This window comes from Phocaeicola oris (genome assembly GCF_021295095.1).
GTDB lineage: Bacteria > Bacteroidota > Bacteroidia > Bacteroidales > Bacteroidaceae > Phocaeicola > Phocaeicola oris.
This window is the reverse complement of the sequence record NZ_JAJLQX010000029.1, coordinates 1-12,061: the sequence shown is the minus strand read 5'-3', so window position 1 is coordinate 12,061 and position 12,061 is coordinate 1. Positions and strand designations below refer to the sequence as shown.

Here is a 12,061-nt window from a genome sequence, read left to right as displayed (position 1 = left end):
AAACAGTGTCTACGATTAAGAAGAAGCAAAGTTCGTAGTAAAGAAAGGTGTGTACGTTAATCTTTTTTTATCTTAAAACATAGAAATGGATAGAAATATCTTTTATCTTTGTCGTAAAACAAAAGCAATTTGTCATTATGAGTTTCTTTAGTAACCTATTTAAAAAGAAAGAATCAGTTGAGGCAAGTACTAATAAATGGCAGTTTACCGGTACTCCAAAAGAGAAAGATGTGACTATCACCTTCAAAGAAGATGATTTACCTGCAGTAGCGGTAATTAATGAAAGTTTATTGGATTTTGTTGATAAGGCTTCTTATCCATACAATTTTTCTATTATCATTCAGTGTAATGAGTCTATGAATAATGGCTTGCCAACTGAAAATGAATTAGCTGCCTTAGCTAATTTTGAAGGAGCTATTAAAAAAGATATAGAAGGTGACGCGGATAACCCCAATGCTTTGTTCTTCTGTTTGGTTTCATGGAACGAGACGCGCGAAATGATATGGAAAGTCAAAAATCCTGAGCCTGTACGCAAATACATGACGGATATTCAAAATCAGAAGATGTGTGTCCGTGAGTTTGATTTCTCTGTCGATGAAGATGCTGATTGGGAGCAGACAAACTGGTATTTTGATGAGTTGCGGAAAGCAAAATGCAATGAAAACAAATAACTTGCGCTGATGTTCATAGTTATTGCTTGCATGTGTTCCGGTATTCTTGTCGGCTTCCTGACAAAGGGAAAGCCGTTTAAATATACTCAGCCGATACTGACCTTTTTAATATGGGCTCTTTTATTCCTATTGGGTATAAGTGTAGGAAGTAATCAGCGTGTAATGAATAGTCTGACTTCAATAGGGTTGGAAGCATTGTTGATTACGGTAATGGCAACTTTAGGCAGCTGCTTGGCAGCTAAAGCCCTGCTGATGTATTTAAATAGGAAGAAGAAATGAAAGGTAGTGTTCTCATTGTTATATTTTTCCTTATAGGTGTGTTCCTTGGATATGTCCATGTGGTTCCGGCAACTTTTGAGGTCGATGACTATACTTTCTATGCACTTTGTGTTCTTCTCTTTGTCGTTGGTTATAGCATTGGGAGCGATGTCGGTATAATTACAAAGTTTAAACAACTGAATCCGGGATATGCATTGCTTCCTTTGATGACATTCTTAGGAACGATAGGCGGCAGTTTGGTTGTTAGTTTGATTCTTCCTCAGAGAAGTGCTCCTGATTGTATGGCTGTTGGCTCCGGTTTTGCTTATTATTCTTTATCAAGTATATTTATTACTCAATATAAAGGCGTAGAATTGGGAACTATTGCTTTGATTTCTAATATTTTGAGAGAACTGTTAACGTTGCTTTTGGCTCCATTGCTCGTTAGGTTTTTTGATAAGTTAGCTCCAATAGCGGCCGGTGGCGCGACAACAGCCGATACCACTTTGCCTATTATCTCAAAAACATGTGGTCGGGAGCTAATACCTCTTTCTATTTATCATGGTTTCTTAATTGATTTTAGTGTTCCTTTTGTGGTAACATTTTTCTGTAGCTTGTAATGTATGAAGAAGATTTTATGTGCTTTGTTTTTGATTCTTATGTTTCCTGTATGTGTTATTGCTCAGGAAGAAGAGGAAGAGCTATTCCCAACGGTGCGTGGGGTTATTTTTGATACAGATTGGTGGACAGATGTAGATGACGCGGTTGCGCTGCGGGTTTTACTTAAGGAAGATGAAGCAGATGTAGTAGAATTGAATGGCATAGTGATTGATGCAGTAGGACCTCTGTCGGTGGTATCGCTTGATCGCTTCCTCTCGCATGAAGGTTTGGATGGTATGACAATAGGCATAGATAAGTATGCTACAGATTATACGGGTAAACCGGCATATCATACCGTTTGTATAAAGAACACGGAGCAAAGTACATATTTGTCAAACAGTGACGCGGAGGATTGTGTCTCTTATTATCGCCGTACTTTAGTGCTTGTTCCTGACGAGGAACAGATTGATATTATTTGTGTAGGTTATCCGAATGCGTTGAGTCGTTTGTTGGATAGTAAGGCAGATAGCATATCAAAGTTAAATGGCGTAGCTTTAGTTAAATCTAAAGTTCGGCGTATTTGGATGATGGCAGGTAATTATCCCAATGGTAAGGAGAATAACTTTGCCCGGACTGCCAGAAGCAGAAAAGCAGGAGCAAATGTTTGTTTGAAATGTCCTGTTCCGATTTATTTCTTGGGATATAATGTGGGAGTTGGTATTTACGCAGGAGGAGGATTCCAACCTGATGATTTGCTTTATAAAATACTATATGCGCATGGAGGCAAAAGAGAAGCCGAGAAAGGACGTTCGGCAGGGGGGGCAATGTTGACACATTTAGCGTGTATCGGCGATCCGGAAGAAGCTGGATATGATGTGGTCCGAGGGACGAATAGAGTGAACCCTGTCACGGGTGCTAATACATTTACTCCATCGGCAACAGGAAAGCATTATTATGTGAAAAAGAAAAAGCCCAACTTGTGGTATCAATTACGTTTAGAGGAATTGCTTCATTGATTAAAGTGAACCTGCGAACTTATCGCGTGTATTCAATTCATCATAAAGAGAGAGCGTGAATTGATGCCTATAAACCGGCTGACTCATACGGGGTACCGGATAAAAACATTAGGTTCATAGATTCAACATGACCTTTTTTATGTATATTCAAAAAAATAAGTAAAAAGTTTCATAATTTGGATGATTATTCGAAAAAGTACCGTATATTTGCCGATGTATTAGAATATTTATAAGATTATGAAGAATAAGAACAAAAGACTGGAGACAATCAAGGTTATTATTTCCAGTAAAGAATTAGGCAGTCAAGAAGAGTTATTGTTTGAGTTGAGAAAAGAAGGTTTTAAGTTGACACAGGCTACGCTTTCTCGTGACTTGAAACAGCTGAAAGTAGCTAAGGCAGCAAATTCAAATGGCAATTATGTTTATGTGTTGCCTAATGACACGATGTACCGACGTAATACACAGCAGTATTCTGTGAACGATTTACTGACTCATAGCGGATTTGTCTCCATTGATTTCTCAACAAAAGTTGCTATTATTAAAACTCGTCCGGGGTATGCGGGAAGCCTCGCTTATGATATTGATAATTTTGGCTTTGATGAAATTTTAGGAACGGTAGCAGGTGATGATACTGTTTTGTTGGTAGTCCGTGAAGACTGCAGTGAGGCACAAATAAAGAGTGCGCTTACGATATTGATTCCTAACATTCAATAATAAGTTTTTTATATCGTATAGCAATGGAATTAAAAGATATTGATGTGATGGTAGCCGATTCCTCATACGAGGTGTATGTAGATACTATATTGGATACCATCCGCGAGGCGGCTAAAGTTCGTGGAACCGGAATCGCTGAGCGTACACATGAATATGTAGCTACAAAAATGAAAGAAGGCAAAGCGATTATAGCTCTTTACGGAACCGACTTTGCCGGATTTTCTTATATAGAATCATGGGGTAATAAGCAGTATGTTGCTACTTCCGGTTTAATAGTTCATCCGAAATATAGGGGAATAGGACTTGCCAGAAGAATCAAAAGCGCGTCTTTTCGTTTGGCAAGAATGCGTTGGCCTCATGCTAAAATCTTTAGTTTAACCAGTGGAGCGGCTGTTATGAAGATGAACACTCAGTTGGGGTATCTTCCCGTTACATTTAATGAGTTGACTGATGATGATGCATTTTGGAAAGGCTGTGAGGGATGTATAAATTATCCTATTCTCAAATCAAAGAATCGTAAGTTTTGTATTTGTACGGCTATGCTGTATGATCCGGACTTACATAAAGGTGAAGAAGAAATTTAATTGTTAAGAAGATGGGTAAAAAGAAAGTTGTTGTGGCATATAGTGGCGGTTTGGATACATCGTATACGGTAATGTATCTTGCCATGGAAAAGGATTATGAGGTATATGCTGTTTCTGCTAATACGGGAGGTTTTAGTGGAGAGCAGTTAAAAAATAATGAAGAGAACGCTTATAAGTTGGGGGCAACCAAATATGTAACCTTGGATGTTACGCAAGAATATTATGAGAAGAGTTTGAAATATATGATATTCGGGAATGTACTTAGAAATAATTGCTATCCGATATCGGTGTCTTCTGAACGTATATTTCAAGCTATCGCAATTGCGAGATATGCAAAAGAAATAGGCGCGGATGCCATTGCTCATGGCTCAACAGGGGCAGGAAATGATCAAATTCGTTTTGATATGACTTTTTTAGTGATGGCGCCCGGAATTGAAATCATTACTCTTACTCGCGATAAAGCTCTCACCAGAAAAGAAGAAGTTGATTATTTGAATGCACATGGATTTAACGCAGATTTTGCAAAGTTGAAGTATTCTTATAATGTGGGCATTTGGGGAACCAGTATTTGCGGTGGAGAACTCTTAGATTCCGAGAAAGGTTTGCCGGAGGAAGCGTATCTCAAGCATGTAACCCGTCATGAGGAAGCGGAGTTGAAAATTAAGTTTGAGAAAGGGGAAATTGTCGCTGTCAACGATGAGCCTTTTACGGATAAGATTAAGGCGATTCAGAAGATTGAGGAGATGGGAGCGGCTTATGCTATCGGACGTGATTGTAATGTAGGCGATACTATTATTGGCATTAAAGGGCGTGTAGGATTTGAAGCCGCTGCTCCTAAATTGATTATTGAAGCACATCGCTTGCTTGAAAAATATACATTAAGCAAGTGGCAACAATATTGGAAAGATCAGGTAGGGAATTGGTATGGCATGTTTTTACATGAAAGTCAATATTTAGAACCTGTCATGCCGGACATTGAAGCTATGCTTACAAGTAGTCAGCGCAATGTAAATGGTACTGCGATTTTGAAACTTCGTCCTTTTGGATTCGAGACAGTTGGAGTTGATTCTCCGGATGATTTGTTGAAGAGTAAGTTGGGTGAGTATGGTGAAATGCAGCATGGTTGGACTGCCGAAGAAGCTAAGGGCTTTATTAAGGTGACAAGTACGCCTTTGAGAGTTTACTATGGTATTCATCCCGATGAAAAACGCTAAATTAACTTTAAAAGATATGTAATGATTAAAGCCGGAATTATAGGAGGAGCTGGTTATACGGCAGGTGAATTGATTCGTTTGCTTATTAATCATCCCGATGTTGAGATTAAGTTTGTCAATAGTACGAGTAATGCAGGTAATAAGATAACTTCCGTTCATGAAGGACTTTATGGAGAAACAGAATTAAGCTTTACCGATGAGTTACCTTTGGATGAGATAGATGTTCTTTTTATTTGTAGTGGTCATGGTGATTCAAAGAGGTTTATTGAAAGTCATCAAATCACGGAAGATTTAAAGATTATAGATTTAAGCATGGATTATCGGTTGAAAGCCGAAGGAAATGATTTTATTTATGGGCTTCCGGAATTGAATCGTCGTGCTATTTGTCATAGTAGGCATGTAGCTAATCCCGGATGTTTTGCTACTTGCGTACAACTTGGTTTATTGCCTTTGGCTAAAGCTTTGTTGTTGAATGATGATGTATTTGTAAATGCGATTACCGGTAGCACGGGAGCCGGTGTAAAGCCCGGACAGACCAGCCATTTCAGTTGGAGGAATAATAACTTAAGTATTTATAAACCTTTTGAACATCAACATGTTCCTGAAATAAAGCAGTCTTTGAAGCAACTGCAGAACAGTTTTAATTCCGATATAAATTTTATCCCTTATCGGGGAGATTTCCCTCGGGGTATTTTCGCGACATTGTTAGTGAAGAATACGATGAGTGAGGATGAGCTGTATAAGCTATATGAAGATTATTATGCGGAAGATTCGTTTGTTTTTGTTGTTAAAGAAAATATCGACTTGAAACAGGTAGTTAATACCAATAAGTGCTTGCTCCATTTAGAGCGTCATGGAGATGATAAATTATTGATAGTTTCTTGCATTGATAATTTGTTGAAAGGCGCGAGCGGAACAGCCGTTCATAACATGAACCTGATATTTAACTTGGAGGAAACAATAGGATTAAAACTGAAACCATCGGCTTTTTAATTTGTTTTTAATATGAAACTTTTTGATGTATATCCTTTGTTTGATATCAATATAGTCAAAGGAAAAGGTTGCCACGTTTGGGATGACGAAGGAACTGAATATCTCGACTTGTATGGTGGCCATGCAGTTATTTCAATCGGTCATTCGCACCCTCATTATGTGGAAATGCTGAGTAAGCAGGTTGCGCAACTCGGATTTTATTCTAATTCTGTTATCAATAAGTTACAACAAGAGGTTGCCGATAAGTTAGGTGGAATGTCGGGTTATGACGATTATCAGTTGTTTCTTATCAATAGCGGGGCGGAAGCGAACGAGAACGCGTTAAAATTAGCCTCTTTTTATAACGGCAGGAAGCGTGTTCTTTCTGTTAATAAGGCTTTTCATGGGCGTACTTCTTTAGCTGTTGAAGTAACGAATAATCCTGCGATTACGGCTCCTATCAATGATAATGGGCATGTAACATTTCTCCCTATGAATGACATTGAAGCGTTTAAGACCGAACTGGCAAAGGGAGATGTATGTGCTGTCGTTATAGAAGGTATTCAAGGCGTCGGAGGTATTCGCTTGCCTGAAGCAAAGTTTTTGCAAGAGTTGAGTAAAGCATGCTCCGATACAGACGCAGTATTGGTTTTAGATGAGATACAGTCGGGTTATGGCCGTTCGGGTAAATTCTTTGCTCACCAGTATGCAGGCATTCGTCCTGATATAATTACGGTGGCAAAAGGTATTGGCAATGGCTTCCCTATGGGAGCGGTACTGATAAGTTCGAAATTCTGGCCTACTTATGGGCAGTTGGGTACTACTTTTGGAGGGAATCATCTGGCATGTACAGCGGCTGTTGCCGTACTTGATGTGATGAAAGAAGAACATTTAATAGAGAATGCTGAGGTTGTAGGGGCATATTTATTGGAGGAATTGCAGAAGATAGCTTCTCTACGTTCTGATACGATAAAAGAAGTCCGTGGACGGGGTTTAATGATTGGCATTGAGTTTAAAGATCCGGCGAAAGAACTCAGAAAACGTCTTCTGTTTGAACAACATATCTTTACCGGCTTCAGTGGAACAAGTGTTCTTCGTTTGTTACCGCCACTTTGTTTATCAAAGGAAGAAGCAGACGTGTTCTTAGATCGTTTTAAGAAAGTTTTGTAGTTTAATGAGTGTTACTTCAGAAAGTCACCGGAATGAGTTCGTTTCTTTTACAATTATTTTTACGCCTTCCGGACCTTTGACAGTAGTAGAAACTTTCCCATTCGCCTCTTTCTGATGTTTGATGTAAACAGGCCCTTGGGGAGTGGGGTAAGTTCCCTCTGCCCATTGTAATTTTCCTAAATGCGGAGTGATGGTAAGTTCTTCACATCCTGCTTTTGTTATTTCTACTCCAAGTATACGATGACTCATCCAAGCCGTTGGTCCGGATGCCCATCCGTGGCAAAGGCTGTGACGGTATCCCGGATAACAATACGCACCAAAATCACCGTGTATATCTTTCTTTCCTGCAGGAACAAATTCATCGATTCCAGCAGCGTCTTTTGTCCAGTCGAGATTGAAATCTTCCCAGAAAGAAGTTGCGCCTAAGTCAAGCATCCCGCCCCAAAACCGACTGATAATATCCATTGCTTCCTGATACTTACCATCCAATGCTAATGCTTCGAGCATGTAATATCCGTAGAATGTGGAGAAATTCTTTGGACCATCCACGCTGATATATTTGTCACAAGCCTCTTTAGGGCTCATTGTTCCTGCAATAGCCATAAGAGCCGCGGCCTGTTTCAGGCCGTTAGGGTCGGGAGTTTGTTTCTTTAAACGTTGAACTATGGCTTTACATTTTGTTGCGTGAGCATTGTCGTTTAAAATGTTACAGAGTATTTCCGCGTCCTTCATAGCCCATATCATTAAAGCTCTGTAACCGGCAGTAACACCTTCCGGATTGTTATTTGAAGGCCAGTCGAGGAAATGATCTCCGATGGTCTCATTGCCTTCTTCGTCTACTTTATCATTAATCTGGTCTATCAATCCTATGATATACGGTTTATGTTTCTGTAGAAAAGCGGTGTTCTTGTTTTGCATGTACCAATCATGCTGAATGATGAGATACCATAAGGAATAAGCGCTCATGTCATTCAACCAGCTTGGAAGAGGAAAGTATTTACATGCTAAGTCTAAACTTGAATAGAAAGAATCGTCATTGCCGAAGACAGTGGCAATAGAAGATGTTTCCGGATGCATGTCGCCTAACCAGATTAGGCGATCTCGTTTAATGCCATCCCAAATGTTTTCCTGCATATTTAAATGAATAGTGTAAGCACCCGTTTCCCATATCTTTGTAAGTCGGTCGTCACTGCATTTAAACGAACCGACCCAAGGAATATTGCGGAAGCGGAAAATAGCCGATGCTTCTTTTATTTCAATTTGACGGTTCGGGCTGATTAAATCAATCCGGACAAAACGAAATCCGGTATTTCCGAATTCTATCATACCCATTTGCGGAATACTCAGAATGGCATCACGAATGGCATGGTCGTTGGTTCCTTCACCAATAGGATTATAATCGTCGCCTTTATAAAGTTCGCAACAAGTTTCTTCGACAGATTCCCCGAAACGAAGACGTATTTGCGCCGGATATTTATGGTCGCTTGTACCGAACATCATCTTTATGCCACCGTGCAGTTCCCTCCCATAGTCAAGAATGATGGAGGCTGTATCCGCGGAAGTAGTCTGCATGCGACACATGTTTTTGTTTCCCAACTGATTCTGTCCGTCTGAGAGCATGGTGAGTATATGCTCTCCTTTTACCGCGTCATGATTGTTGACCCACACCACTCGGCGTGGAGCGATGTATAGACGAGTCAGCTTGTCCATGCGTATATTAGCGGTGTCGTTTTTAAATACCGGAGGAAAATTGATTTGCGCGAATGCAGGGAGTATAAAAAGTGCTCCAAGTGCGAATAAAAGTATCTTTTTCATTTATTTGATTCAAGTTTATTTATAATGCAAAGATACAAAAAATTATGATTATTTGCTAACCTTCCTTTTAATATCTTTTTGCTTTTGCAAGATAATATCGTATTTTTGCGTCACTATTTCAATTCTGAACTGATGAAGAGTTCTTCCAATCAGATAGACATGTTACATGGCCCGTTGTTGAGTAAGATCCTGATGTTTGCCATTCCCTTGGCTGCCAGCAGTGTCTTACAGCAGCTCTTTAATTCTATTGATATTGCTGTTGTAGGAAAGTTTGCCAGTAGTGAAGCTCTTGCTGCCGTAGGAAGCAATTCTCCGGTCATCAGTCTGTTGGTCAATTTGTTTGTTGGTATTTCGGTTGGCGCGAACGTTATCATTGCCAATCATATCGGCCAACGAGATAATCAGCGTATTCGCGATGCGGTCAATACCGTTACCGTACTCGCCTTGTTTAGCGGTATCATTCTTCTGTTTGTTGGTTTGCTGGTAGCTCGTCCCATTCTGGAAGCGATTGATACTCCCCAAAACATTATTGATCTTTCTACGCTCTATCTGCGTATTTATTTCCTTGGCATGCCGTTTTTGATGATTTATAATTTTGGCGCGGCTGTTCTTCGAAGTATGGGAGACACCAAGCGACCGCTCTATTGCTTAATCATAGCGGGTGTTATCAATACAATTCTTAATCTTATTTTGGTTATTGGCTTTGATATGAGCGTGGCAGGTGTGGCTATAGCTACCGTTATTGCCAATGGAGTGAGTGCTGCCATGATTGTTCATTTGCTGATACATGAGGAAGGACCATTCCAATTGCGTTGGAAAGAAACGCGTATCAAGAAGCAGGAGTTGAATAAGATGCTGAATATAGGTATACCGGCCGGACTTCAGGGAATGGTTTTCTCTATATCCAATGTTGTTCTTCAGTCGGCTGTTAACAGCTTTGGCTCTGATGCCGTGGCAGGAAGCGCGGCTGCGCTCAATTTCGAATTCTATTGCTATTTCATGATTAGCGCGTTTGATGGGGTGGCTGTTACGTTCATCGGACAGAATTATGGCGCTGGACAGACGGAGCGATGTAAGAAAATATTTTGGATGTGTATGGGACTCGGTGTTTTGTCTTGTGGATTATTAAATATACTTTTTTTCCGGCAAGACAGGTTCTTTTTGAATTTGTTTACTTCCGATCCTAATGTAGTTTCGTATGGCGTTATTCGTATGAAAGTGGTTTTGCTTACCCAGTGGTTGGCTTGTAGCTATGAAATAGCAGGATCAGCGTTAAGAGGATTGGGACATTCTGTCTTGCCCGCGGTGCTTACTATCTTCGGTACGTGTCTGTTAAGATTAGGTTGGGTATATTTTGTCGTTCCTCATTATCATCAGTTTGACATTGTTTTATTGGTATATCCCATTTCGTGGATTATCACGGGAATAATGGTTTGCGTGGCTTATGTTGTAATTACTAAAAAAATATTCAGATAAATGATGTTAGAAGTTGGATTAGTACATACCAGTACATTGGTTGTAGATGAAAAGAGTACGGCTCTCGCCATGGGGTCGGGAGATATGGAGGTATTGGCGACACCGGTTATGATGGCTTTGATGGAGAATGCTGCCATGCTTGCGGTTGCCGGTCGGTTGCCTGAAGGGAGTACCACGGTAGGTGGGCATATCGAGTCGTCTCATCTTCATCCGTCGAAGGTAGGAACTGTGGTTACGGCTACTGCTGTCTTAGAGAAGATAGAGGGTCGTAAACTTTATTTTCATGTGGAAGCTCGTCAGGGAGAAATGGTTATTGGCGAGGGGACTCATCTTCGTTTCATGGTGGACAGAGAAAGGTTCCTATTGAAACTTTAACGGTTCATTCTCTTCCGTCCACACCCCACATCATTTTGTTGTGAAGGGTATCGAAGAAAGAGTGTCCTAATCGCTTAATTAGTTTGACGGTATAGGGAGCCTTCTTTATAATTAACTTGCTGCCTTGACGACAAGTTTCACTTCTTCCGTCAATGGCAACTAAAAAATTATGACTTCGGCTCTCCACTTCGAGCGTAATGACGCAATCGTTGGTCAGTACGATGGGACGCATGTTTAAGCTGTGGGGGGCAACCGGTGTCATGGCAATCGTATTACTTTGCGGGACTATGATTGGGCCTCCCACACTTAGCGAATAGGCGGTGGAACCGGTAGGTGTCGCTATGATTAAACCATCGGCCTGATAGGTGCTTAGGTAGATGCCATTGACGGTGGTGTGTATGGAAATCATGGACGAACTATCTCGTTTCAGAACAGAGATTTCGTTAAGCCCGTATGGATACCCCCGTAGCGGTTGCTCCGGACATACCACATGCAGAAGGTTTCTTTCTTCTATTTGATAACGATGATTGAAGATGTCATCGAATGTCTTCTCCATGTCTTTGGGCGATGTGTCTGCTAAGAAGCCGAGTCGACCGGTATTAATGCCAAGGATAGGTATTCCTCTTTCTCCTACATTACTGGCTGCTTGTAAAAAAGTGCCGTCTCCTCCAATGCTCAATACCATGTCTGCCTCGTAGTCTGAGCCATGAAAGACACCGTCCGCTTGGATTCTCATACCAAGTTTATCGACGAGATATTGATAGAAGTCGCGCGCGACAACCAACTTAGCTCCTTTCATCTTGAGCAGTGAAAGAAGTTGCTCGATATAGACTGTTTTGTTGGCTTGAAATATATTTCCGAACAGCGCGAATGTTAAATTCCTCTTGTCCATACTTTTTTATTCATTATATGAGCAAATATAGAGAAAATAGTAAGCAGTACAAAGATTTCTCTTAAAAAATGAACTTTCTACCGTTTGTTTTTGGTTAACGTGAGTGGAACGAATTTAAGTTGTGTGCACTGCGCGTCACTGTCTCTTTGGGGAATACCAACCTTAACCGACTACTACTCCGATACGTACAAACGCTTGAAGTGATACGGATGAGTTGGGCAGTTCATGCGTATGAGTTGAATGATTCATCCGCGTGAGTTGTTGAACTCATACGTATCAATCACACAACAGATACGTATTGATT

At 40.5% G+C, this 12,061-nt stretch carries 13 protein-coding genes; 11 read left to right on the top strand and 2 right to left on the bottom strand.

The window, feature by feature from the left end:
• Positions 1-137 precede the first annotated feature (137 nt).
• The 9 genes from LO761_RS11540 to LO761_RS11500 all read left to right on the top strand — a co-directional run bounded on the left by LO761_RS11540 (position 138) and on the right by LO761_RS11500 (position 7,199).
• A complete protein-coding gene (locus LO761_RS11540; protein ID WP_272818434.1) occupies positions 138-671 on the top strand; it encodes a DUF695 domain-containing protein in 534 nt (177 codons plus the stop codon).
• 9 nt (positions 672-680) lie between these two features.
• Positions 681-950, top strand: coding sequence for a LysO family transporter (locus LO761_RS11535; protein ID WP_272818433.1), 270 nt, complete (start codon positions 681-683; stop codon positions 948-950).
• Positions 947-1,549 carry a lysine exporter LysO family protein gene (locus LO761_RS11530; protein WP_272818432.1) on the top strand — a complete coding sequence of 201 codons (603 nt, stop codon included), beginning with the start codon at positions 947-949 and terminating at the stop codon, positions 1,547-1,549. The genes LO761_RS11535 and LO761_RS11530 overlap by 4 nt, the downstream gene beginning before the upstream one ends.
• Positions 1,550-1,552: 3 nt before the next feature.
• Positions 1,553-2,545 carry a nucleoside hydrolase gene (locus LO761_RS11525; RefSeq protein ID WP_272818431.1) on the top strand — a complete coding sequence of 331 codons (993 nt, stop codon included), beginning with the start codon at positions 1,553-1,555 and terminating at the stop codon, positions 2,543-2,545.
• 237 nt (positions 2,546-2,782) lie between these two features.
• The gene (locus tag LO761_RS11520; protein WP_272818430.1) at positions 2,783-3,259 is read left to right on the top strand and encodes an arginine repressor; all 477 of its coding nucleotides are present in this window, start codon (positions 2,783-2,785) and stop codon (positions 3,257-3,259) included.
• A gap of 23 nt (positions 3,260-3,282) precedes the next feature.
• Positions 3,283-3,843: a GNAT family N-acetyltransferase gene (locus LO761_RS11515; protein ID WP_272818429.1), complete on the top strand. Its 561-nt coding sequence runs from the start codon at positions 3,283-3,285 to the stop codon at positions 3,841-3,843.
• 11 nt (positions 3,844-3,854) lie between these two features.
• Positions 3,855-5,057 (top strand): argininosuccinate synthase, encoded by a 1,203-nt coding sequence (locus tag LO761_RS11510; protein ID WP_272818428.1) that lies wholly within the window; start codon positions 3,855-3,857, stop codon positions 5,055-5,057.
• 21 nt (positions 5,058-5,078) lie between these two features.
• Positions 5,079-6,050 carry an N-acetyl-gamma-glutamyl-phosphate reductase gene (argC, locus tag LO761_RS11505; protein ID WP_272818427.1) on the top strand — a complete coding sequence of 324 codons (972 nt, stop codon included), beginning with the start codon at positions 5,079-5,081 and terminating at the stop codon, positions 6,048-6,050.
• Between the two features lie 12 nt (positions 6,051-6,062).
• Positions 6,063-7,199: an aspartate aminotransferase family protein gene (locus LO761_RS11500; protein WP_272818426.1), complete on the top strand. Its 1,137-nt coding sequence runs from the start codon at positions 6,063-6,065 to the stop codon at positions 7,197-7,199.
• A gap of 24 nt (positions 7,200-7,223) precedes the next feature.
• Here LO761_RS11500 and LO761_RS11495 read toward each other — a convergent pair whose 3' ends face one another.
• Positions 7,224-9,014 carry an alpha-L-rhamnosidase-related protein gene (locus LO761_RS11495; RefSeq protein WP_272818425.1) on the bottom strand — a complete coding sequence of 597 codons (1,791 nt, stop codon included), beginning with the start codon at positions 9,012-9,014 and terminating at the stop codon, positions 7,224-7,226.
• Positions 9,015-9,146: 132 nt separating this feature from the next.
• Here LO761_RS11495 and LO761_RS11490 point away from each other — a divergent pair, with 132 nt between their 5' ends.
• Positions 9,147-10,490, top strand: coding sequence for an MATE family efflux transporter (locus tag LO761_RS11490; protein ID WP_272818424.1), 1,344 nt, complete (start codon positions 9,147-9,149; stop codon positions 10,488-10,490).
• Positions 10,491-10,493: 3 nt separating this feature from the next.
• A complete protein-coding gene (locus tag LO761_RS11485) occupies positions 10,494-10,865 on the top strand; it encodes a thioesterase family protein (RefSeq protein ID WP_272818445.1) in 372 nt (123 codons plus the stop codon).
• 4 nt (positions 10,866-10,869) lie between these two features.
• On the opposite strand, the gene LO761_RS11480 is transcribed toward LO761_RS11485, so the two are convergent.
• Positions 10,870-11,757, bottom strand: coding sequence for an NAD kinase (locus LO761_RS11480; protein ID WP_272818423.1), 888 nt, complete (start codon positions 11,755-11,757; stop codon positions 10,870-10,872).
• Positions 11,758-12,061 lie beyond the last annotated feature (304 nt).